At 35.6% G+C, this 22,311-nt stretch carries 23 protein-coding genes; 13 read left to right on the top strand and 10 right to left on the bottom strand.

The annotated features are described in order from the left end of the window. The first annotated feature begins 21 nt into the window (after positions 1–21). Positions 22–2,412 (top strand): penicillin acylase family protein, encoded by a 2,391-nt coding sequence (locus ACN1CN_RS18040; RefSeq protein ID WP_419136607.1) that lies wholly within the window; start codon positions 22–24, stop codon positions 2,410–2,412. Between the two features lie 101 nt (positions 2,413–2,513). Here the strand turns inward: ACN1CN_RS18040 and ACN1CN_RS18045 are convergent, their stop codons facing one another. From ACN1CN_RS18045 to ACN1CN_RS18075, 7 genes are all read right to left on the bottom strand, one after another. Continuing rightward, positions 2,514–2,957 (bottom strand): hypothetical protein, encoded by a 444-nt coding sequence (locus tag ACN1CN_RS18045; protein ID WP_264525432.1) that lies wholly within the window; start codon positions 2,955–2,957, stop codon positions 2,514–2,516. A 204-nt stretch (positions 2,958–3,161) separates the two neighbouring features. Then, positions 3,162–4,631: a serine hydrolase gene (locus tag ACN1CN_RS18050; RefSeq protein ID WP_419136608.1), complete on the bottom strand. Its 1,470-nt coding sequence runs from the start codon at positions 4,629–4,631 to the stop codon at positions 3,162–3,164. Positions 4,632–5,014: 383 nt separating this feature from the next. After that, a complete protein-coding gene (locus ACN1CN_RS18055; protein WP_419136609.1) occupies positions 5,015–6,544 on the bottom strand; it encodes a serine hydrolase in 1,530 nt (509 codons plus the stop codon). A gap of 78 nt (positions 6,545–6,622) precedes the next feature. Beyond that, positions 6,623–7,429 carry a helix-turn-helix domain-containing protein gene (locus ACN1CN_RS18060; protein ID WP_419136610.1) on the bottom strand — a complete coding sequence of 269 codons (807 nt, stop codon included), beginning with the start codon at positions 7,427–7,429 and terminating at the stop codon, positions 6,623–6,625. Positions 7,430–7,458: 29 nt separating this feature from the next. Next, the gene (locus ACN1CN_RS18065; protein ID WP_419136611.1) at positions 7,459–7,701 is read right to left on the bottom strand and encodes a hypothetical protein; all 243 of its coding nucleotides are present in this window, start codon (positions 7,699–7,701) and stop codon (positions 7,459–7,461) included. A gap of 32 nt (positions 7,702–7,733) precedes the next feature. Further along, positions 7,734–8,015, bottom strand: coding sequence for a hypothetical protein (locus ACN1CN_RS18070; protein ID WP_419136612.1), 282 nt, complete (start codon positions 8,013–8,015; stop codon positions 7,734–7,736). A 64-nt stretch (positions 8,016–8,079) separates the two neighbouring features. Continuing rightward, positions 8,080–8,673, bottom strand: coding sequence for a GNAT family N-acetyltransferase (locus ACN1CN_RS18075; RefSeq protein ID WP_419136613.1), 594 nt, complete (start codon positions 8,671–8,673; stop codon positions 8,080–8,082). Between the two features lie 219 nt (positions 8,674–8,892). Here ACN1CN_RS18075 and ACN1CN_RS18080 point away from each other — a divergent pair, with 219 nt between their 5' ends. Then, entirely contained in the window at positions 8,893–10,233 is a 1,341-nt protein-coding gene (locus ACN1CN_RS18080) for an FAD-dependent oxidoreductase (RefSeq protein ID WP_419136614.1), read from the top strand. A 78-nt stretch (positions 10,234–10,311) separates the two neighbouring features. On the opposite strand, the gene ACN1CN_RS18085 is transcribed toward ACN1CN_RS18080, so the two are convergent. After that, the gene (locus ACN1CN_RS18085) at positions 10,312–11,829 is read right to left on the bottom strand and encodes a helicase HerA-like domain-containing protein (protein ID WP_419136615.1); all 1,518 of its coding nucleotides are present in this window, start codon (positions 11,827–11,829) and stop codon (positions 10,312–10,314) included. A gap of 379 nt (positions 11,830–12,208) precedes the next feature. On the opposite strand from ACN1CN_RS18085, the gene ACN1CN_RS18090 reads away from it, so the two are divergent. From ACN1CN_RS18090 to ACN1CN_RS18125, 8 genes are all read left to right on the top strand, one after another. Then, the gene (locus tag ACN1CN_RS18090; RefSeq protein WP_419136616.1) at positions 12,209–13,033 is read left to right on the top strand and encodes a MotA/TolQ/ExbB proton channel family protein; all 825 of its coding nucleotides are present in this window, start codon (positions 12,209–12,211) and stop codon (positions 13,031–13,033) included. A gap of 57 nt (positions 13,034–13,090) precedes the next feature. Beyond that, positions 13,091–13,717 carry an ExbD/TolR family protein gene (locus tag ACN1CN_RS18095; RefSeq protein WP_419136617.1) on the top strand — a complete coding sequence of 209 codons (627 nt, stop codon included), beginning with the start codon at positions 13,091–13,093 and terminating at the stop codon, positions 13,715–13,717. Positions 13,718–13,736: 19 nt separating this feature from the next. Beyond that, on the top strand, positions 13,737–14,291 hold the full coding sequence (locus ACN1CN_RS18100; RefSeq protein WP_419136618.1) for an ExbD/TolR family protein: 555 nt from the start codon (positions 13,737–13,739) through the stop codon (positions 14,289–14,291). Between the two features lie 39 nt (positions 14,292–14,330). Continuing rightward, on the top strand, positions 14,331–15,131 hold the full coding sequence (locus ACN1CN_RS18105; RefSeq protein WP_419136619.1) for an energy transducer TonB: 801 nt from the start codon (positions 14,331–14,333) through the stop codon (positions 15,129–15,131). Beyond that, positions 15,131–15,361 (top strand): hypothetical protein, encoded by a 231-nt coding sequence (locus ACN1CN_RS18110; RefSeq protein ID WP_291287811.1) that lies wholly within the window; start codon positions 15,131–15,133, stop codon positions 15,359–15,361. Before ACN1CN_RS18105 ends, ACN1CN_RS18110 begins: the two co-directional genes overlap by 1 nt. Positions 15,362–15,363: 2 nt before the next feature. Next, positions 15,364–16,287 carry a PstS family phosphate ABC transporter substrate-binding protein gene (locus ACN1CN_RS18115; RefSeq protein ID WP_419136620.1) on the top strand — a complete coding sequence of 308 codons (924 nt, stop codon included), beginning with the start codon at positions 15,364–15,366 and terminating at the stop codon, positions 16,285–16,287. A 17-nt stretch (positions 16,288–16,304) separates the two neighbouring features. Continuing rightward, positions 16,305–17,972 carry a tetratricopeptide repeat protein gene (locus tag ACN1CN_RS18120; protein WP_419136621.1) on the top strand — a complete coding sequence of 556 codons (1,668 nt, stop codon included), beginning with the start codon at positions 16,305–16,307 and terminating at the stop codon, positions 17,970–17,972. A 101-nt stretch (positions 17,973–18,073) separates the two neighbouring features. Next, positions 18,074–18,706, top strand: coding sequence for a 7-carboxy-7-deazaguanine synthase QueE (locus ACN1CN_RS18125; RefSeq protein ID WP_291287808.1), 633 nt, complete (start codon positions 18,074–18,076; stop codon positions 18,704–18,706). Between the two features lie 81 nt (positions 18,707–18,787). Here ACN1CN_RS18125 and ACN1CN_RS18130 read toward each other — a convergent pair whose 3' ends face one another. Further along, positions 18,788–19,333, bottom strand: a complete 546-nt coding sequence (locus ACN1CN_RS18130) for a YfiT family bacillithiol transferase (protein ID WP_419136622.1) — start codon at positions 19,331–19,333, stop codon at positions 18,788–18,790. A gap of 12 nt (positions 19,334–19,345) precedes the next feature. Continuing rightward, the gene (locus ACN1CN_RS18135) at positions 19,346–20,053 is read right to left on the bottom strand and encodes a class I SAM-dependent methyltransferase (RefSeq protein WP_419136623.1); all 708 of its coding nucleotides are present in this window, start codon (positions 20,051–20,053) and stop codon (positions 19,346–19,348) included. Positions 20,054–20,127: 74 nt separating this feature from the next. On the opposite strand from ACN1CN_RS18135, the gene ACN1CN_RS18140 reads away from it, so the two are divergent. The 3 genes from ACN1CN_RS18140 to ACN1CN_RS18150 all read left to right on the top strand — a co-directional run. Beyond that, positions 20,128–20,622 carry a YkgJ family cysteine cluster protein gene (locus ACN1CN_RS18140; protein ID WP_419136624.1) on the top strand — a complete coding sequence of 165 codons (495 nt, stop codon included), beginning with the start codon at positions 20,128–20,130 and terminating at the stop codon, positions 20,620–20,622. Between the two features lie 116 nt (positions 20,623–20,738). Further along, positions 20,739–21,974, top strand: a complete 1,236-nt coding sequence (locus ACN1CN_RS18145; protein ID WP_291287804.1) for an ABC transporter permease — start codon at positions 20,739–20,741, stop codon at positions 21,972–21,974. Beyond that, a partial coding sequence (locus tag ACN1CN_RS18150; protein WP_419136625.1) for a hypothetical protein occupies positions 21,967–22,311 on the top strand: 345 nt, incomplete at its 3' end. The genes ACN1CN_RS18145 and ACN1CN_RS18150, both read left to right, overlap by 8 nt.

Here is a 22,311-nt window from a genome sequence, read left to right on the forward strand (position 1 = left end):
ATCCTTATACGTTTCATAAATATGAGAAAAATTAAAAAAATTCTGCTGGTACTATTGGTATTGATCGTTATTCTTGGAATCGGTTTATGCGCTTACATTTTTCACTTGAAGCCTAAATACGAAGGCGAAGTAGAATTGAAAAATCTCCAGAAAGAAACGACGGTATATTTTGATGATTTTGGAGTGCCCCATATTTATGCTGATTCTGAAAAAGATGCTATGACCGCCCTGGGTTACGTTCATGCACAGGAACGATTATGGCAAATGGAATTGCTTCGAAGAATTGCACCCGGAAAATTATCGGAAATCTTTGGATCGGTTGCACTAAAAAATGATAAATTTTTCTCCGGAATTGGTATTGAAGAAGCTTCGGCAAAAGCCATTGCGAAATTAGATCCGAACAGTCAGAGTTATAAAATGACAATGGCTTATCTGGACGGAATAAATCAATATCTGGAAGAAGGACCAACTCCGGTTGAGTTTACGCTGGTAGGGGTGAAAAAAGAAAAATTCACGATCAAAGACGTGTATAATATTTTTGGATACATGTCTTTTAGTTTTGCTATGGCTCAAAAAACAGATCCGTTATTGACCTTCGTCCGCGATAAATATGGTGTCGAATATTTAAAAGACTTAGGAATTGAAGGGGAGTTTAACACCACAAGAATCAAAAATTCAAAAGAAAACATCGAAGAATATACTGCCATTTCAAAGTCGGTGGCGGCATTGCTGGACAACTCACTCATACCTCCTTTTGTGGGAAGTAACAGCTGGGTGGCGGGACCAACTAAAACGAAAAGCGGAAAAGTGATTTTTGCAAACGATCCGCATATCAGTTTTTCACAGCCTGCGACCTGGTACGAAGCCCATTTGATAACACCTGATTTTGAATTGTACGGCTGTTATCTGGCCGGAACACCTTATCCGCTATTGGCGCACAACCGCAATTATGCTTACGGACTGACGATGTTTGAGAATGATGATATCGATTTTTATCAGGAAAAAAATAAAAGCGGTGATTCCAACCAGTATCAGACTCCAACAGGTTTTGCGGCTTATACAACCCTGAAAAAAACGATAAAAGTAAAAGATACCTCAGATGTGGTTTTGACGGTTAAATCAAGTCGTCACGGGCCAATTATGAATGATGTACTGGATCACTTAGATAAAAAGAATCCTATCGCCATGTCGTGGGTGTATACACAACAGCCTATTCAGATTTTAGATGCGGTTTACGGACTTTCACATGCTAAAAACAAAGACGATTTTAGAAAAGCAGTTTCGCTGGTTGCAGCACCAGGCTTGAACGTAATGTATGGTGATGCCAAAGGAAATGTGGCATGGTGGGCAACCGGAAAACTTTATAAACACGATAAAGACGTAAATACTTTTCTTATTTTGGATGGTGCAAGCGGCAAAGATGATATTAAAGAATATTTAGATTTTTCGAAAAATCCTTCTGCCGAGAATCCAAAATGGGGGTATGTGTACTCTGCAAATAATCAGCCGGAAGCTATAGATGGTTTTTTATATCCGGGTTATTATTTACCGGAAGATCGTGCAAAAAGAATTTCAGCGATAATGGATGCAAAATCAGATTGGGATAAACAAGCGATCAGTAAGATGATCTTTGACAACACTTCACCTGTTTCGCCGGGAGTAGTGCAGCGTCTGATTGCAGCTGTAGCCGGCAGTTCACTTTCAACAGAAGAAAAAGAAGCGATAAACGTTTTAAAGGCATGGAAAGGAACCAATAATCTGGAAGATGTTGGGCCAACGATTTATAATAAATGGGTTTATCTGTATTTAAAAAATACTTTCGAAGACGAGATGGGGGGCGATAATTTTAGTTTATACCTGGATACCTCTTTGGGCAAACAAATTATTGCGAGACAAATTGAAAAGGAAAACTCCGTTTGGTGGGACGATATCAAAACCAAAAATAAAAAAGAAACCAGAAGTGATATTGTTTCAAAATCATTTCATGAAGCGGTAGCAGGACTTCAGGAGCAATTGGGCAATACCGTAGCAGATTGGCATTGGGGGAAAGCACATACCGTAGAACACCAACATCCTCTGGGGAAAATAGCTGCTTTACGCCGACTTTTTAACGTAGGACCTTTTGCTGCTCCGGGATCAAATGAGGTAATAAACAACCAGTTTTTTGGATTCAATAAAGAAGGAGAGTATCATGTAAAAGGCGGACCTTCAACCAGAAGGGTTATTGATTTCTCAGATATCGAAAACAGCTGGAGTATTTTGCCAACCGGGCAATCCGGTAACCCGTTTAGCAAACACTACGACGACCAGGCCGAAATGTACAATGCCGGAAAATTCAGAAAGATGAAATTGAATAAAGAGGAGATTGTTAAAACATCAACCAAGTTAGTTTTGAAACCAAAAGCGAAGTAGTGTTTTTGGTTTCAGGCTTTAAGTTTCAAACTCCAAACTCCAAACTCCAAATTCCAAATTCCAAGTTTCAAGTTAACAATTAACAATTAACCATTAACATTTTACTTATACCTGCCACGAACAATATCATTTGCAAATATTTCAAGGTTATAGCCCAGTGCATCGTTGGTAACCATGACATTTGTAGTTTGGTATACAGTATCTTTTTGGTACGTTTTTAGTAATGCTTCTAATTCTATTTCGTTATAAAAAGCAAACATATTGTAAACAGCGTCACGGAAGTTTTTATAGTTGATACTTCCGGTTATTTCGACTGTTTTTTGATCGTTCCATTTTTCTTTAAGAGCGGCCTCGTTGATGGTTGCCAGACAAAAATCGGTCACATAGGTTTTGTAATTTGCAGCTTCCACAATTTTATCAATTATAATTTTGTTTTGCTGAGAAGGCATTGGGACTGTTTTTCCAGAGGTTTGAGAATTACCAATGAGCGGAATAAACATGCATAGTACGAACACTAAAAGAGTCTGTTTCTTTAATTTTTTCATAGGTTAAGTAAAACAGTTTACAACAGTTCTTGTTGTAAATCAGGTTGATTTGGGATTTATTATCATTTTTTTGGGCGGTGCTAAAATACTATTTTAAATATTTAATTATCGAATCTGATTGTTAGAAATTGTAACAAAAAATAACTCCGATAAAACAAATTCAGAATCAGTTTTATCGGAGTTTTTAAAGAAGTTTGCTGAGTGTTATTTTGTATTGTTTTTCGAAATTTCTTCTAATACCTTTTTGCCGTTTTCATTTTTGGGATCCAGTTCAACTGATTTGGAATAATTTACAAACGCAAGTTTTTTATCCCCATCAGCCAAATAGGCTTCTCCTAAACTATCATATACGTTTCCGGATTTTGGAAAAGAAGCGGCATTTATTTTAAAAATCTCGATTGCCTCTTTAATTTTTCTTTTTTGTAAAAGTTGATAGCCCACGTCATTCATGTCGTTTTCCTTGATAGCGTAAGTAGGATCGTTTTTTAATTTGGTATAGGCAGCCGTTCCGCTTGTAACCCCTTGTTCCGTGAAAACATCCAAAAGCTCAAACGCCAAAGATTTTTTCGGCTGGTTGAAGGATTGTTTGTACAAAATGGCTCTGATCGCATTGCTCATTTCATCCAAAACAGTTCCGCCGGTGTTGTTAAGTAAAACAATTAGATTTTTATCCGTCACAATACGAACGATATTGGTGTTAAAACCATTGATTCCACCACCATGTTCAACAATTTTTAATTGGGCGGCATCTTTTCCTTTATTGTTGTTGCTGACAACCCATCCGTAGCCGTAAGACTCATTTTTTCTTGTGCTGATGTAAGGTTTGAATAATAATTCTGTTGATGCCGCAGAAAGTATTTTATTGGCATAAAGCGCCTGATCCCATAGGTACAAATCCTCCACCGTAGAATATAAAGAACCTGCCGCATAAGGTATACTCATGTCGATATAGGAAGCATTACTAATTTTTTTGGCGTTTTTCTCATAACCGGCAGCTCTGTTCTCCAAAAGGACTTCGGGGCGATCATAGCCGGAATTGACCATCTTCAATGGCGTAAAGATGGTCTCTTGCAAATAGTGCTCGTATGTTTTTCCGGTAACTTTTTCGATAATATATCCTAAAAGGAAATATCCGGAATTACTATAACTGAATCTTTCACCCGGAGTAAAATCAAGCGGTAAAGTAGAGAACGTTTTAACAAACTCTTCAGGGGTATAAGGATTTCGGCTTTTATCTTTGAAAAAATCAGGTAAAGAAGTGTAATTTGGAATTCCCGACGTATGCGTAAGCAAATGATGAAGCGTTATTTTATCGCCGGTTTCTTTAGGGTAATCGGGTAAATAAGTAGTGATAGGAACATCTAGTTTCAGTTTTCCATCTTCAACTAATTTGACGATTAAAAAGGCTGTAAATTGTTTGGTGATCGAGCCCAATCTGAATTTGGTATTGGGCTGATTCGGAATATTCCATTCCATATTGGCAGAACCGTATCCTTTCTTAAAAATGATTTTTCCATTTTCGGTAACCAGTGCCGAACCATTAAATTGTCCGTATTGATTGTACGTACTTAAAAGTTGGTCAATTTGTTTTGCTTTGTCCTGTGCGGAAGAGATGTTTATAGCGAAAAAAAGGAAAAGAACGCTAAGAACAACTAGTTTGATTGGTTGCTTCATATTGATTGATGATTAAGGTTAGTAAACCAGTGATTGATTTTTGATTTGATGATTGAAACTCCGTAATCTGTTCAGGATTATGTTGTCGTCTTTTGTTAGACGACTCATTTTTAATTAAGTTTCAGAATCAATCCTTTTTTTATCTTTTTTTTAACACACTAGCGGGAGAGCATAGACGCAATGCTACTATTTTAAAGGTCTATGCTCATAACTAACAATTTTCTTTACCTTTCAATCTTTATTTTTTATTCCTCGATGAGGATGAATTCCTCCTCTGTGATCTGTATCTCTAAAATAACTGAGTTGGTTTAGGCGAATAACACTTCACCTAAAAATTGCACAATAAGGATAAATAACTTTAGCATGGATTTCCGAATAAGGATTTATTTCGTTTCTATATCAATTATTTTCTGACCCTTCTCACCAAAATAGTGTGTTACAATCTTTTCATAAACCTTATAACCATCATCAACATTGGTGAAAATAAGCAGACCTTGTTTGGTTTTTGGAAGCAATAAGAAAATGGTTTGAACACCCTGATCCGCTCCGCCATGCGATAAGGCATAATCGTTATCTCCTAAATTATAAATTTCAAAACCCAGTCCGAAGTACTTATTTTTCTTGGTTTGAATCTGATGGGAAGTCATGTCTTCAAAAACTTTTTTGCTCAGTCCATCGCTGTTCATAACGCTGCATAAAAACGTTCCGTAATCTTCAATAGTCGTTAGTAAATCATCGGCAGCATTTGCGGTTTTGTTTTTAGTAGGTTCATATGCATTCCCTTTATTGTCGTAACCAATGGCATATCTTGATAAATCAATTTTATCGTTCCAGACCAACTGAGTGTCGTTCATTTTTAGAGGTTTAAAAACCAATTCACCAGCTAACTGATCCAGCGTTTTATGAAATTTCTTTTCTAAGGCCCTTCTCAAATACTCTAAACCTTCTCCCGAATATTGGTGTTTTGTTCCGGGTTTAAATTTAAAATCCAGTTTGCCTGATTTGTTCATGAACCTCCAGTTTGGAAAACCGGTTTGATGACTTAAGACAATTCGGGTCGTTAGCAATTTAGTATTAGGATCATTTGCAATATCCGGATCTGTCCAGTATTTGTAAAGAGGCTCGTCGAGATCCCATTTTCCGGCACTCACTAATTTTAAAGTAACTATTGCCGTAACAGGCTTGGTTAAAGAAGCCACATTCCAAATCGAATTATAAGGGGCCGCAACTCCTTTTTTGAGTTCGCCAAATACTTTTACTTCCTGTAACTTTCCATCGTTGATTAAACCAATTCCCAGTGCCGGAATATTGTTTTGTACCAGCCATTTTTTAATTTCGGCATCGTTGTCAAAAATATCCGATTTGGTACCCGCAGTACTGACATATTGGTGATCGTAACTAAATGATCTTTTGAGTTTCCAAACACCATTTGCTAAAAGCCAGACGTGTGTAAATCGCGCTGTGCTTCCAAATTTTTCTTTAGCATCTGCAAAAGATTCATTTTTCCCTATTGATTTTTCATAAAATTGGTGGATTCCCATTTGGACCGCACCATACAATAAGCCTTTATTATAAAGCGGATAAACTTCGGTGCTGCCCGGAACCAGATACCTTCTTGCTTTGTACGTTTCAACAGAACGGCACAAACCTTTTTTGAGGTTGACTAAAAAAGTGGCTTTGTCAGAAGGACCATCTCTATCATGATAAAATTCAAAGTCGTCAGTATAAAGATTTTCAAACTGGCTGATATCGCAGGTATTAAAACCGACATTAAAAAGAAGGCTGTCTCTGGACATGATGGTTTGGTACAATTCGGAACCTTTTTTTTCCTGAGAGAATCCGGTTTGGAACTGGAAAAGGAACATTGCAATTAAAAAAACTTTTAATTGAAAAATAGAGGGGTTGGTTTTCATTTTATATTGGTTTGGTTGATTGATGATGGTGCAATAGTACTGCAATCTAAAATCTAAAAATTGTACAAATGCGAAATCCTATCTTTTTTTAGAAAGAAAATATAAACTAGAGTTGAACGTTTTGGGAGTCGTTTTCATAACCCCTTTAAATTGTTTTATAAAATGCGACTGATCAAAATACTTGTTGTAAAGCGCAACTTCAGTCAGACTGAGTTTTTCTAAATTGGAATGCACCATTTGATCCACCGATTTTCTGAATTTCAGAATCTGGATGTATTTTTTAATGGTAAGTCCGGTTGCTGCTTTAAATTTAATCTGCAATAAACGCTGAGAGACTTTTAAATCTTCCCCAATTTCCGAAACCGAAATTTCCTCATTGCGAAGTTTAATGATCTCACAGATTCTTTCTATGGTATTCTTGTCAGGGTTTGTAAAACTTAATTCCTCGAAATAGGCATTTAGTGTCGTCAGCAATACCGAAATGTCATTGCTTAAATTATAAGCTGTTTTAGTGGCAAAAGGCAGTTCGACCGGATTGATTTTGATAATAGAATCGCTAAAATTGCTCAAATCATATTGAGGAAACATCGAAAGCGTCCAGGCTTGTAATTGAATGATGGTAACTTTGGTTTTAGGTCTGATATTAACCAAAACCTTATTTGTCATTTGCGAACAAAAGTAGAACCCTTCGTTCATCTCGTATTTTTGCTTACTCGTGTGAACTTCTATCGAGGTTCCGCTCACAATAGCAAGATTAAAACAGCCGTTGGGTAAAACGAGTTTGTTTTCAATTGTCGTTTCACCATTGCCATTGTCCAGACACCAAATTTTATTCACAAACCGCTCGCTTTTTTCGCTTACATAATGTTCTGAATATAGATTCATTTTGAGATTATGTTTTGATGAGTTGTTGCCTATAATTCTTCAACGGTACAATACGTTAAATAATTTTCAATTCGTTCGGAGAGTCTTTTTTCTAAATAAACGTTGCCGCCTTTTAGCGTGTTTAGAATTTGTACAGCTTGTTGCTGATACTCTTTTATCTTTTCTACACTCCAGCTTTCTGGCGGAACTTGTAAATTAGTTATTCGGTCAGCTAATTTCACCGCCCAGACCTCTTTTGATAATTCTTTAATTCGGGCCAGACTATCGGCCATTCTTTCTTCTTTAGGGATTTTAGAATCCTTTGTTAAGGCCAGAACAGCCTGGCAATTTCTTCATCAAATTCGGTTACAAGTTCTTCAAATGTAGTTTGGGTATCTTCAAGTATATCGTGGAGTAATGCAGTTTGAATTGCAAATGCAGTATTAAAAGTCGTTGTGTTTTGCGAAGCCAATAGAATTTCCATTGTCACATTGCTTAAATGAACAACATAAGGGAGGTTAGTTCCGGGAATTACCTGATTTTGGTCGGCATGTTTTTTTGCGGCAAATTTTATGGTTCTTTGGTATATGGTCTGCAGTTCCGTCATAGAAGAGGTGTTTTAGAATAAGCTAAAATACCAATTTTCTATCACAATAGTTGAGGCGGTTTTCCTATATAAATTCAGGAAAATATTCCGTTTTAACAGCCTTCCAGTCCTCTGAAATAATACTGTAATAAACGTCATCTTTGCTCTTTCCTTCCGAATCGATATAATTGTTCCTGAAAACACCTTCTTTCGTGGCGCCTAATTTTTCAATGGCTCGTTGCGATTTTTTGTTTTCGAGATCGGCACTGAGCTGGATTCTTCGGAATTGAATATTTTCAAATCCAAAATTGAGCAATTCAAATTTACAGGCTTTGTTTAAACCGGTTCCCTGAAATTGTTTCCCATACCAGGTCCAGCCAATTTCACATTTTTGACTGGCAGGATTAAGGTAACCGTATCTTGTACTTCCGGCGACCTTGTTGGTTGCTTTATCAACAATTAAAAAAGGATAACAAATTCCGGCGGCTTTTTGCTCTAAGGTATTTTGAATATAGCTTTCAAAGTCTTTTTCATCGCGAATATACATACCCATATACTTCCAGATAGCATCGTCAAAAATGATTTCTTTAAGCTCAATGTTTCTTTCGTTTTCAAACGGAATTAATAGTACTTTTTCGTTTTCCAGAATAATTTCTGATTGTAAAATTTTGCTGTCCATGATTTTGATATATATTAAGGTAAAACCGAGTACGAAAGTAAGAGTTTAATTTTTCTAGATAAACCGAATAAAATAACATTTTGTTATATTTTTAAATTAACTCCGAATCCTGACAAAAATCGAAACGGTCGTGAGTGGTTACAGTAAATAATTTGTTTATTTTAAAGCTTATGTACAATTATTACTTATTTTTACGATCTTATATTTAGATTTTTCTTGATGCAAACTTCACTAAAAATTGCTGTTGTCGGTTCCGGATTAGTAGGATCGCTATTGGCAATTTATCTTAAAAAAGCAGGTCACACCGTTCATGTTTATGATCGTAGTCCTGATATTCGCAAAATTAATTTTTCGGGTCGTTCTATTAATCTGGCAATGTCTAATCGGGGCTGGAAAGCACTCGATGGCGTTGGTGTAGGAGATGCTGTGCGGGAAATCGCTATTCCGATGGACAAAAGAGCGATTCATTTGGTCGATAAACTCAATTTTCAGAATTACGGGCAGGAAGGCGAATCGATCTATTCTATTTCCAGAGGAACACTTAATCGGAAAATGATTGATCTTGCGGAAGAAGCCGGAGCAGAATTTCTTTTTGAACAAAAAATCTGGGATGTAACCCTAAGTGATGCTACTTTGCATATAGGGGAAACCGAAAGAGGAGAGTGGGAAGAGAAAAAATACGACATGGTTTTTGGTGCCGATGGTGCTTTTTCGAGAATCAGACACCGAATGCAGCGTCAGAGCATGTTCAATTATTCGCAGGAATTTTTGAATATGGGTTACAAAGAACTGAATATCCCGGCAAATGCCGATGCGTCACATAAATTAGATAAAAACTCTTTCCATATTTGGCCACGCGGCGAATACATGTTAATTGCACTTCCTAACCTGGATGGAAGTTTTACCTGTACTTTGTTTATGCCTTTTGAGGGTGAAAATTCATTTGCTTCGCTTACAGATCGTAAAATGGTGGAAGATTTCTTTACGAAAAACTTCCCCGATTCGATCGAAGTGATTCCTGAATTGGCAAATGACTTCTTTAAAAACCCAACCAGTACTTTGGTGACCATGAAATGTTTTCCGTGGACTTACGAAGATAAAATTGCTTTGATAGGGGATGCCTGTCATGCTATTGTTCCGTTTTACGGACAAGGGATGAATGCAGGTTTTGAAGATATTACGGTTTTGAATGAAATGATCGAAAAATACGGAGACGATTGGAAGAAAGTCTTTGACGAATATCAGATCTCGCGTAAACCAAATGCCGATGCAATTGCCGAATTGTCTTATCGCAATTTTATGGAAATGAGTACCAAAACGGCCGATGAGAAATTCTTATTACAAAAGAAAATTGAAAAAGCCTTCTCAGACAAACATCCCGATAAATGGATTCCGCTTTACAGCCGGGTAACTTTTAGCGATCGCCCTTACAGCGAAGCACTGGCGATTGGAGATTTTCAAAATGTAATTATGGAGCAAATATTGCGAATCGACAATATCGAAAATATCTGGGATACGCCCGAAGTAGAGTATAAAATTCTCGAATTACTGCAGAAATAAATCAATTGCAATATCAAAAATCAATTTAAAAAGGACATTGTAATTGCCATTGATTTTTGATATTGCCATTGATAATTGTTATTTCTTAAAGATTTTGGACAGAACTCCAAATACACCTCTAATAAAAGTAGCACTAGTAACCACTTTTAAAACCGATTTCCCAACAACGCTTGCGGTGCTTGGCTCTGATTTAGATGATCTTGTTGGTGTTTCTTCTTCTTGCTGTGCCGCAGCCTGCGTGGCCTGTTCAATTTTTTTGTTTAGAATTTCGTAGGCACTTTCGCGATCTATTTCCTCAACATATTTTTTTACCAGTTTTGACTTGCTGTTGATGGCGTCAATTTCGTCGGGAGTTAAAACATCCATTCGGCTCATTGGTGCACGCATCATCGTGGCAACAAGAGGAGTAGGGATACCTTTTTCATTCAGGGCTGTTACCAAAGCTTCTCCGATTCCTAAACTTGTTAGTAGCTCATCAGTTTTATAATAAGGTGAAGTAGGATAATTGTCTGCTGTTTTTTTAATCGCCTGACGGTCATTGGCAGTAAAAGCCCTTAACGCATGCTGGATTTTTAAACCCAATTGTGCCAATACACCACTCGGGACATCCATCGGATTTTGGGTTACAAAATAAATTCCGACACCTTTAGAACGAATTAGTTTTACAATCGTTTCAATTTGTTCCAGTAATGCCTTACTGGCTTCATTAAAGATCAAATGCGCTTCATCAATAAAAATAACCAGTTCCGGTTGTACAACATCTCCCTTCTCCGGCATTTGCTGATGAATTTCAGCCAGTAAACTCAACATAAAAGTCGAGAACAATTTAGGTTTGTCCTGAATATCTGTCAATCGGATAATGTTTACATATCCTTTTCCATTTTCGTCAATTCGCATCAGATCGTCAATTTCAAACGAAAGCTCTCCAAAAAACAAATCACCACCTTGTTGTTCCAGTTCGATTATTTTTCTTAAAATCGTGCCGGTAGTTGCGGTTGAGATTTTGCCATAATTGGCTGCTATTTCGTCTTTGCCTTCTTCGGTAATATAATTGAGAACCTTTTTGATGTCTTTTAAATCTAACAGTGGCATTTTATTGTCGTCGCAATATTTAAAAATAACAGCCACCACACCCGCCTGTGTGTCATTCAGATCTAAAATCCTGGAAAAAAGTACCGGACCAAACTCCGAAACCGTTGCTCTTAAACGAACTCCGTTTTGTTTGGAAAGCGACATTAACTCAACAGGAAAAGAAGCTACATTATAAGGTATGTTTATTTTGGCATGACGCTCGGTTATAAAACCCTCTTCTTTACCCTCTTCGGCAATTCCGCTAAAATCACCTTTAATATCCATCATCAAAACAGGAATCCCTGCATTCGAAAGTTGTTCAGAGAAAACCTGTATCGTTTTGGTTTTTCCTGTTCCGGTCGCGCCGGCTATTAATCCGTGGCGGTTTAATGTTTTCAGGGGAATCTTCACATGAGCCTCTCCAAGAGGTTCTCCGTCCAGAATGGCACTGCCAAGAATGATGCTGTCGCCCTTAGAAACATAGCCATTATTTATATCCTGAATGAAATTATCTTTTTTATTCATGTTTTTATTTGTAATTTAGATGATTATAAGAGTATTGCTCGATTTTTTAACATTTTTGGTTCTTTATTTTTAGTAAGAAAAAGCCTTTTTTGGTTGAAAATTATATAAAAAATAATTTCGCAACTTTTTAAGAAGATATCAAAGGATTGTTTGAATATTTACTAAAACGTTGTAATTTTCCCATTATTAGCCCTATTTTTTGTTTTATCTAAAAAACATACTCAGCAATTTAATGAGATATTTTTTAAATTGACGTTAAATTTCCTTGAATTAAATTAAAAAAAGTTTTTTTATTTAAACTAAACGTATAAATTTGCTCCTCTACAAGTTAAATATAACTAAAAAATAAAATTATTTAAAACTATTAAAATTAAAAAAAATGGCAAACGTTAAAGTTAAAAAAGAAAGCACTTCAAATGGGGGAGGAATGATTTCAGGAATCATTATTGCAGCATGTGTTTTTGTAGGATGGTTAATCTGGAAATTCGTTATGGGGGATTCCGCTAACTTTGAAGGAGGAAATCCAGAAACAGGTCACCCGATTAATACTTTAGGAATGGTATATAAAGGAGGTTTTATCGTACCGGTTTTATTAGGGATGCTTTTAATGGTTGTTGTTTTTTCTATTGAGAGATATATCGTTATCGGTAAAGCTGCTGGTAAAGCTAACTTAGATGCATTTATGAAAAATGTACAAGGAAGCATTAAAGAAGGAAACATCGAGGCTGCTATCGCTTCATGTGACAAACAACAAGGTTCAGTTGCAAACGCAATTAAATCTGCTTTGATTAAATATCAAGATGTTAAAAAAGAAGGTTTCAACAGTGAAGAAGCTTCAGAAGTAATCCACAAAGAAATCGAAGAGGCTACTTCATTAGAAATGCCAATGTTAGAAAAAAATATGACTATTATCTCTACTTTAGTATCTTTAGGTACATTAGGAGGATTATTAGGAACAGTATCGGGGATGATTAAAGCGTTTGGTGCGTTAGCTTCTGCTGGTACTCCAGACCAGGCTGCACTTGCAACAGGTATCTCTGAGGCACTTATCAACACTGCAACAGGTATCTCTACTTCTATCTTTGCAATTGTTTCTTACAACTTCTTTACTGCTAAAATTGACGATTTAACTTACTCTATCGATGAGGCTGGTACTACAATCGTGAATACTTACAGAAAATTCAGAGGAAGTTTAAAACAATAATTAATTTTTGATATAACAATAATTAGATTTAATTATATCAAAATAAAATAAAAGATAATGGCTAAATTAAAAATGAAAAAGAAGTCAACATCGACAGATATGACTGCCATGTGTGATGTTGCGTTCCTTTTGCTTACGTTCTTTATCTTGACTGCTACTGCTAAAGTACCTGAAGCACTTCCTGTAGATATGCCTTCTTCAACTGTACAAAGTAAATTACCAGATTCTGATTTGGCTATTATTACTATTGGAAAGGGAGCAGACGGAAAAAGCAAAGTGTTTTTTGATATCAAAGGAAGAGAGATCCGTAAAAGAACTCTTGAAGGTATGGGTTCAAAATTCGGAGTTACTTTTTCAGAAGAAGATAAAGCTAAATTTGCCTTAATGGACGACTTCGGTGTTCCAGTAACAAATTTAAAGCAAATCATCGATATGAAAGCGGCTGATAGAACAAAAGCAAATCAACCGGGTATTCCAATCGATTCTTTAGACAATCAGTTAAAAGAGTGGCTTTTAGTTTCAAGAAGAGCTGCAATTGACCTTGATGATAAAGAATTGCAGATTGCAATCAAAGGAGATGCTAAAGAACAATATCCACAAATCAAAAAGATTATGGATATTTTACAAGATCAGAAAATCAATTCCTTTAACTTAGTTACAGGTATGAGAGGAAAAGACTTTTAATTAAAAAAGATACACTAAAATGGCTGAATTAAATACCGGCGACGGTGGTGGCGGAAAAGGTGGCAAAGTAAGAAGTAAAAAGCAGAACTCTAAGGTCGATTTAACGGCGATGGTAGATTTGGCATTCTTATTGATCACATTCTTTATGTTAACCACATCGTTGTCAAAACCTCAATCGATGGATTTGTCGTTGCCAAATAAAGAGGACGATCCAACTGTAAAACCGACTAAGGTTGATGAGAATCGTACAATGACAGTAATGCTTGGTGCTGATAATAAAATTGTTTATTATATGGGATTATTAGAGTCTCCTATCGCGGGACCTAAAGATATTGCATATGGTAAAGATGGGATTCGTAGAGAAGTTCTGAAAAGAAAGAAATCGGTTTTAGAATATTCTACAGCTTTAGGAAAACCTAAAAATGGAATTATTGTTATCATTAAACCAACTAAAAAATCAACTTACAGAAATTTAGTTGATATATTAGATGAAATGGCAATTACTGGAGTTGAGACTTATGCTATCGTTCCTGAGTTTACACCGGAAGAAACAAAATTGGTAGATAAAAAATAAGATCAATCTTAATTTTTAATACCCTAATACTCAAGAAAAATGAAGTTAGATATAATCAAAAATCAGTGGCTTGATATCGTATTCGAAGGGCGTAATAAGATATATGGTGCATATGAGTTAAGAAAAGCAAACAATAAAACTACGGTAAGAGCACTTATCATAGGGTCTGTGATTTTTAGCTTTGCTGTAGCAGCTCCTCTTATTGCAAGTTACTTACCGGATTCCAGTGAGGATGATGTGAATACAGATATTAAAATTGCCACAGTGAAACTGCCTCCTAAAAAAGAGGAAGTAAAGCCAAATCAACCACCACCACCGCCACCACCACCAAAAGTGGATCAGGTGAAGTTTGTGAAGCCGGTTGTTGCTAAGGCAAATGAAGTTACTGAAGATCCTCCGAAAATTGAGGAACTTAAGGATAAAAAAGTAGGTAACGAAACCATCAAAGGAGATCCGGATGCAGTTTTAACTGTTGATGAGCCAGTTGGTAAAGGACCAGTTACAGAGATCATTCAGGAAGATAACAACGTTTATAATACTGCAGGTATCGAAGTAAAACCAGATTTCCCTGGAGGAATTGAGAAATTCTACAAATTCGTAGGAAACAATTACAAGACTCCGGAAGAAGAAGGTTTAAAAGGTAAAGTTTATGTTACTTTTGTAGTTGAAAAAGACGGTTCATTAACCGACATTAAAGTTTTAAGGGATATCGGTTACGGTACTGGAGCAGAAGCGATTCGTGTTCTTAAAAAGTGTCCAAAATGGACTCCTGGCGAGCAAAATGGTAAAAAAGTTAGGGTACTTTACTCTCTGCCTATTACTATTCAATCTGCAGAATAATGTTAAAAGATATGCTTAATAATATTCAGAAGAAATCGCTCAAAGAGCGATTTCTTCTTGTTTTAGGAATACTGTTTTTTTTAATATATCTTGTGCTTGGTTTAATGATTATGTTTTGGGAGAAACTTCCACTGGATATGGAGCCAAAATACAGATATGCTTTTGGTGGATTACTGATCGTATATTCTGCAATTCGTTTTTTGAGATTAATTAATTCAAATGCACAGTAATTATGTTAAAGTATAGTAAAATTGCAGGCTTGGTTGTTTTTGTTTTTTTGTTTGCCATGTGTAACCAAAAAAGCAAAAATGAAAGCGATAAAGAAACAATTTTAAAAGGATCGATAGATATTACTGTCGATGAAACTATAAAGCCTATTGTTGATGATCAGGTAGCTGTTTTTGAAGGAACCTATTACGGCGCTAAAATAAATGTAAAACCTAAATCGGAAGCTGAGCTTATAAATGATTTATTGAATCAGAAAGCAAAAGTGGTTGTTACAACTAGAGATTTGACTAAGGAAGAATTGGCTAAATTTGAAAAAAGTAAAATAAATCCGAGAGTTACGCCTTTTGCAAGTGATGCAATTGCTTTTATTTCAAACAAAGGCAATAATGATACATTAATTGCGTTGAAAACGGTAATCGATTTTATGCAGGGTAAGCCTGATCCAAGAATTAAAGGACTTGTGTTTGACAATCCAAATTCTAGTACAGTGCGTTATATGAAAGAGCTGGCTAAAGTTAAAGACATTCCGGCAAAAGGAGTGTTTTCCTTTAAAACAAACGACGAGGTTATCAAATTTGTATCTGAAAACGATGGTATGATTGGGGTAGTAGGGGTGAACTGGCTTTCTCAGCCTTCATCAAACATGGCGGATGTAATGAAGAAAATCAATGTGTTGAGCGTTAAAGGATTAAACAGTAATCAATATTACAGCCCAACTCAAAATGACCTTGCTGAAGTAAAATACCCTTTGGCACGTGATTTGTTTATCATTAATTGCCAGGGTTATTCTGGTTTGGGAATGGGGTTTGCATCCTTTATTGCCGGTGATATTGGACAAAGGATTGTTCTCAAATCGGGTTTGTTACCGATTAGAACACCTGGAAGAAAGCTTAAAATAAGGAATCAAATATTAAAAGATAAAGAATAAATTAATTACAAATAAAGATGAATAAATTTAAAATTTTTAGTCTTGCCTTAGTTGCTTCAGCTACTGTAGCAAAAGCGCAAGATATCAAAGAAGCTAAAAAGGCAATCGACGCTGAGCAATTTCAAAAAGCAAAATCATTGCTAAAATCAATCATCAAAGCAAAACCATCTGATGGAGAAGCTAATTTTGTTTTAGGTAATGTATATTTAAATCAGGCAATTATTGATTCTGCTAAAATTTATTTTGCAAATGGTTTACAGGCATCAGATAAGAAAAACTTAAGTTATATTGGATTAGGTCAATTAGATCTTGATGCTAAAAATGCTACTGCTGCTCAGGCAAATTTTGGTTTGGCGATAAAAGATATGAAACGTAAAGATGTAGAGGAGTTTATCTACATCGGTAGAGCTTATATGAATTCTATTTCACCAGACTACGTAAATGCAGTTGCAAATTTAAAACGTGCTTTGGCAATTGATCCTCAAAATGCAACAGCACTTTTAGCTATTGGTGATGCATACTATGGAGCAAACAATCAAAACGATGCTTACAAAGCATACCGTGATGCGTTTGCTGCAGATCCAACACTTTTAAGAGCTAAAATGCAATTAGGAGTTTTGTTAAAAGGAGCTAAATCTTATGATGAAGCTATCAAATCTTTTAACGAAGTAATTGCTTTAAATGCTAATTATGGTCCTGTTTACAGAGAATTGGCAGAGACTTATTACAAATGGGGAAGAAATAAACCATCTACTTCAAAAGTAAACATGCAAAATGCAATTACGAACTACGAGAAATACTTAAGTCTTACAGATTACTCTTTAGATTCTAAAATGCGTCACGCTGATTTCTTAATCTTGGTTAAAGATTATAAGAGCTTAGAGACTGTTGCAAACAAGATGATTGCTGAAGATAAAGTAAATCCTAGAATTTTCAGATACTTAGGTTATGCTGCTTATGAGAACGGAAATGTAGATGTTGCGATCAAATCGATTGAAGATTATATCAAAGTACCTTCAAACAAAGTAATTGGTAGAGATTATTTGTATTTAGGTTTGTCTAAAATTAAAAAAGGAACTACTGCAGAGGGAGCTGTTGATCAGACTTCGTTTGATGCTGGTGTTGCAGATATCAAAAAAGCAATCGAATTAGAGCCTTTAGTAGTTGAAGAACTTGGTGACTTAGGAAAAGCTTTGTTTGGAAAAAAACAATTTGCTCAGGCAGCTGCTATTTTAGAGTTTGGAACAACGAACAAAGAGTCTAAAAACTACTTAGATGATAATATTTATTACGGTATTGCTCTTTATTATGCTAACGCGAATAAAACGAATGGAGCTGCAGATGCTGTTGCTTTAGGAAAAGCTGAAGCTGCTTTTGACAGAATCTTAGAAGCTTCTCCATCTTATAGTGAAGCTTACTTGTACAAAGGAAGAATCAACAACTTGTTGGAGAAAGATGATTTAATCATTAAAAACTACGAAGAATACATTACAAGTATCACTGCTAAAGGTGCTGAGGAATTGGCTAAGCCTGCTACAGTGAAAAAATTAGTGGAAGCTTACAACAGTATTGGTGCTAGTTATGCGAATACCGATAAAGTAAAAGCAGTTGAATATTTCAATAAAACTTTAGCTTTAGATCCTGCTAATGCTTATGCATCACAATCTGTAAAAGCTTTAAAATAATATAAGTTTTTAAATTAAATATAAAACCGATAGTTTCTTTGAACTATCGGTTTTTTTTGTTCCGTATTTAATTGACTATCTTTGCACTTTAAAATAAAATAATGTTATCAAAAGAAATACAATTAGAAGTTAATAAAGGAGCTATGTTGCCTTTGATGGAAGAATTTTATACCATTCAGGGAGAAGGTTTTCATACCGGAACAGCAGCTTACTTTATACGAATTGGAGGCTGTGATGTTGGTTGTCACTGGTGTGATGTGAAGGAAAGTTGGAATGCTGAGTTACATCCGCCAACAAGTATTGATTTAATTGTAAATAATGCGTCAAGTCAGGCCGACACTGTTGTGATTACTGGTGGTGAGCCGTTAACATGGGACATGAGTTTGTTGACTCAGAAGTTGAAGGATAAAAACATGAAAGTTCATATCGAGACTTCAGGAGCTTATCCGTTATCGGGTACTTGGGATTGGATTTGTCTTTCGCCTAAAAAAAATAAACTGCCTACTCAAACCGTATATGATAATGCGCATGAGTTAAAAGTGATTATTTACAACAAACACGATTTTATTTTTGCAGAAGAGCAGGCAGACTTGGTAAATGATAATGCCATATTGTTTCTTCAGCCGGAATGGAGTAAAAAAGAAGAAATGACACCTTTGATTGTTGATTATGTAATGAACAATCCGAAATGGAGAGTTTCGTTACAAACGCATAAATATTTAAATATTCCTTAAATCGGTATAAAAAAATCTCTTCAATTGAAGAGATTTTTTCTTTTATAGTGGGTGCTATGTAAAACAAATAAACAGTCTGTTCTAATCCCAGTTTCTGCTCTTTTTTAAGGAGGTGATATGAGCCAGATGGTGGTTACTGTGCCAGGCATACATTCCAATAATTTGTTTTAATAAATATTCAGAATTATTTTCCGGATGAATAAATGATCTTTCTAAATCTGACCCGCTTAGATTTTTTAGGATATAGGCTATTCTAAAGTGCAATCCTTCTAATAACTGTAAGGTTGGTTCGATCGGCATGCTTAGATTATCCGGAAGCTCCGACCACAATTTTTCATCATAAGCCTTAATTACCGGGTTGTTTTCTGTTAAAGCCCATTTTAATCGGATAAAACAGTTCATATGGCTTTCGGCGCAATGGTGAATTACCTGTCGAACAGTCCATCCGTCAGGACGATAGGGAGTGTCGAGCTGTTCTTCAGTCAAATTAATGGTTTCTTTTTTTAATTTATTCGGAAACGATTCGATGATGGCGATATTAGTGGAAATATATTCAGCATCGTAATCTTTTGGAGCTTGAAATTTTCCAATGGGATATTTTAGTTTTTCTAAATCTGTTTCGTTCATAATTCACTCATTTTATAAAGAAAGTTTAGCCAGATAGTCATAATGATCGCCTTCAAGGATCAATTCGCATTTTAATCCGTTGGCATTAGCAGCATTTTGAAGGGTATTGTAGTCCAGGTACAACCAGTCGAAAGGCTCTTCTTTGTGTCCTTTGTAGGATATATTGAAAACAAGCTCTCCATAATAATCATTACTTGAAGGGATCCATTTTCCTCCATCTTCATCTTCGTCAAACATGTAAATAATGTCCGAGCTGTCAAGTAATATTTGTCCTCCGGGGTTCAGTAATGACTTAAGTTTGGATAAGTATTGGTTGCAGTTGTTTAATTTGCCAAAAATTCCAACACCATTCATTAGTAAAATGATAGTATCGAACTTTCCTTCGTCAAAATCCAGAATATTTTGAACCTGGGCGTTTTGTACTCCACGCAGCTTACAGGTTTCAATCGCTTTTGGTGAAATGTCAATTGCTGTAACGTTCAGATTACGATCCTTTTGTAAAGACAAACTATGGCTTCCGGCTCCGCAGCCTACATCCAAAGTCTTTCCGAATGCCAATTGTAATGCTTTTTGTTCGAGTTTAGGCATTTCGTTATACGAACGAAATAAATAATCCACACTCATCTCATCTTCTTCAGAAATTGAAGTTTCAGTAATAATATCCTCTGGTGAATTATTGGTTTGGAAATCATACATAGCTTTCCCGAAAAGATCTTTCATCGTATTTTAGTTCAAAGTTTAAGGTTTCAAGTTTAAAGTTGTTTAATTTTGCACATCAACTTTAAATTTTAAACTTGAAGCAAATTTTAAATAACTTAAATAAGTTAGCCAAAGATAAGCATATCGAAAACAAAAAGTATTTTGATAAGCTTAAAAAGAAACAACCAAAGAATTTGGATTATGTGATGCAGGATTTGCATGATGCTGAATTTAAGAAAACGGATTGTTTGCAATGTGCCAATTGCTGTAAAACAACCGGGCCTTTATTTACTTTGGCTGATATCGAAAGAATTTCAAAATCATTCAGACAAAAACCACAGCAATTCATTGAGCAGTATCTCCGAATTGATGAGGATAAGGATTATGTTTTAAAAAGTGTTCCCTGTACTTTTTTGGACAGTGAAAATTATTGTATGATTTACGATGTTCGTCCAAAAGCATGCAGAGAGTTTCCGCATACCGATCGTAAAAAGTTTCATCAGATCGCCGACTTAACCTTAAAAAATGTCGCGATTTGCCCTGCTGCTTATAATATAGTGGAAGAAATGAAAAAGAAACTTCCTTTGTAAGACCTTAAATAATTGGTAATTGTTTTTAGAAGCAATTCTTTTTTACTTTTTAAAATGTATTTTTGGTTTGAATCAATCAGGGATAGATAATTAATAATTTCAAGACAACTTAAAATTTGAATTTAGAATATTTCATAGCTAAAAGGCTTATTACGGCCAGGGACTTTAAAAGCAGTATCTCGGCTCCTATCATTAAAATTGCTATTTCGGCTATTGCTATTGGTATGATAATGATGATTGTTTCTGTTGCGACCGGGATAGGTTTGCAGAAAAAAATACGGGATAAAGTTTCTGCTTTTAATGGGCAGATTGTAATCTCCAATTTCGATAATAACAATTCAGAGGTTACACTGGTTCCAATTTCGAAAAAACAAGAATTTTATCCCAATTTCAAATCGGTTCCTGAAGTCAGTCATATTCAGGCAATCGCCACAAAAGCCGGAATTATCAGAACAGAAAATTCTTTTGAAGGTATAGTTTTCAAAGGGGTTGGTGCAGATTACGACTGGAAGAACATAGAAGAGTATCTTGTGGAAGGGAAATTGCCGGACTATACTAAAGCTTTAAACGAGGATGTTTTGATTTCCAGATTTCTTGCAAACCGGCTTCATCTTAAAGTTGGGGATAGTTTTAATACCTTTTTTATAAAAGAGGAGCAGGGTAAAATGCCTAATAGTCGAAGATTTAAAATCGCTGGAATTTTTAGTTCAGGTTTTCAGGATTTTGATGCGACCTATATATTTGGTGATATCAGGCATATTCAGAGGATAAATAAATGGAGTGCCGATCAGATTGGTGCCTTTGAAGTATTTATTAATGACTTTGATGCTATTAAAACAACAGGAGAGAAAATTTACGATCAAACGTCGTCTAATTTAGATACCAAAACAATAATCGAAAAGTACAGTTATATATTCGATTGGTTACAGCTTTTTGATTTTAATATTATTGTCATATTGGGGGTAATGATATTGGTTGCTACTATTAATATGGTTGTGGCCTTATTGGTCCTGATTCTGGAGCGAACACAAATGATTGGAATTCTAAAAGCATTGGGGGCAAATAACTGGACAGTGCGAAAAGTATTTTTGTATAATGCGTTTTATCTTATTGTTCGGGGCTTGTTTTGGGGTAATCTAATAGGTATTGCTTTGTTGTTGATTCAGCAGCAGTTTGGCGTTGTTAGTTTGAATCCCGAAAACTACTATGTAAATCAGGCGCCGGTCTATTTTAATTGGGGGTACATTGTTTTGTTGAATTTGCTTACGGTTGGAGTGTGTTTTATAGTGTTGTTAATTCCTTCCTATATAATCACAAAGATCTCTCCTGTTAAAGCCATCCGTTTTGACTAATTTTATTGTTCTATTATATCTACAACCCGACAGGTTTCCAAAACCTGTCGGGTTTATTTTTTCCTTCCTATATATAAGAGTAATTTTTGTCCAGCTGATCGAAAACATAACTAAGAGCAGTTTTGTCTGGCTGAGCGAAGTCGAAGCCTTCAAGTTTGGAATTTGGAATTTGGAATTTGAAGTTTTTAGAAGCCATCTCCCGCTATGCGTTACAATCTTTTGCTTTTTAAAGGAAAAAGCAAAAGGATTTCCACTTCTATCGGGGCTAGGGAGGAGGTTTTCAAAAGAAAATAACCCAAAAAACAAAACACAGCACCCTTTTAAACCCGACAGGTTT

The organism is Flavobacterium sp. T12S277, assembly GCF_048514875.1.
GTDB lineage: Bacteria > Bacteroidota > Bacteroidia > Flavobacteriales > Flavobacteriaceae > Flavobacterium.

Coding starts and splice junctions, on each gene's coding strand:
- ACN1CN_RS18080 (WP_419136614.1), top strand. CDS start 8,893: ATGCAAACTTCACTAAAAATTGCTGTTGTCGGTTCCGGATTAGTAGGA.
- ACN1CN_RS18100 (WP_419136618.1), top strand. CDS start 13,737: ATGGCTGAATTAAATACCGGCGACGGTGGTGGCGGAAAAGGTGGCAAA.
- ACN1CN_RS18090 (WP_419136616.1), top strand. CDS start 12,209: ATGGCAAACGTTAAAGTTAAAAAAGAAAGCACTTCAAATGGGGGAGGA.
- ACN1CN_RS18065 (WP_419136611.1), bottom strand. CDS start 7,701: ATGGCCGATAGTCTGGCCCGAATTAAAGAATTATCAAAAGAGGTCTGG.
- ACN1CN_RS18075 (WP_419136613.1), bottom strand. CDS start 8,673: ATGGACAGCAAAATTTTACAATCAGAAATTATTCTGGAAAACGAAAAA.
- ACN1CN_RS18060 (WP_419136610.1), bottom strand. CDS start 7,429: ATGAATCTATATTCAGAACATTATGTAAGCGAAAAAAGCGAGCGGTTT.
- ACN1CN_RS18050 (WP_419136608.1), bottom strand. CDS start 4,631: ATGAAGCAACCAATCAAACTAGTTGTTCTTAGCGTTCTTTTCCTTTTT.
- ACN1CN_RS18130 (WP_419136622.1), bottom strand. CDS start 19,333: ATGAACGAAACAGATTTAGAAAAACTAAAATATCCCATTGGAAAATTT.
- ACN1CN_RS18110 (WP_291287811.1), top strand. CDS start 15,131: ATGTTAAAAGATATGCTTAATAATATTCAGAAGAAATCGCTCAAAGAG.
- ACN1CN_RS18095 (WP_419136617.1), top strand. CDS start 13,091: ATGGCTAAATTAAAAATGAAAAAGAAGTCAACATCGACAGATATGACT.
- ACN1CN_RS18115 (WP_419136620.1), top strand. CDS start 15,364: ATGTTAAAGTATAGTAAAATTGCAGGCTTGGTTGTTTTTGTTTTTTTG.
- ACN1CN_RS18120 (WP_419136621.1), top strand. CDS start 16,305: ATGAATAAATTTAAAATTTTTAGTCTTGCCTTAGTTGCTTCAGCTACT.
- ACN1CN_RS18125 (WP_291287808.1), top strand. CDS start 18,074: ATGTTATCAAAAGAAATACAATTAGAAGTTAATAAAGGAGCTATGTTG.
- ACN1CN_RS18040 (WP_419136607.1), top strand. CDS start 22: ATGAGAAAAATTAAAAAAATTCTGCTGGTACTATTGGTATTGATCGTT.
- ACN1CN_RS18105 (WP_419136619.1), top strand. CDS start 14,331: ATGAAGTTAGATATAATCAAAAATCAGTGGCTTGATATCGTATTCGAA.
- ACN1CN_RS18135 (WP_419136623.1), bottom strand. CDS start 20,053: ATGAAAGATCTTTTCGGGAAAGCTATGTATGATTTCCAAACCAATAAT.
- ACN1CN_RS18085 (WP_419136615.1), bottom strand. CDS start 11,829: ATGAATAAAAAAGATAATTTCATTCAGGATATAAATAATGGCTATGTT.
- ACN1CN_RS18055 (WP_419136609.1), bottom strand. CDS start 6,544: ATGAAAACCAACCCCTCTATTTTTCAATTAAAAGTTTTTTTAATTGCA.
- ACN1CN_RS18070 (WP_419136612.1), bottom strand. CDS start 8,015: ATGACGGAACTGCAGACCATATACCAAAGAACCATAAAATTTGCCGCA.
- ACN1CN_RS18045 (WP_264525432.1), bottom strand. CDS start 2,957: ATGAAAAAATTAAAGAAACAGACTCTTTTAGTGTTCGTACTATGCATG.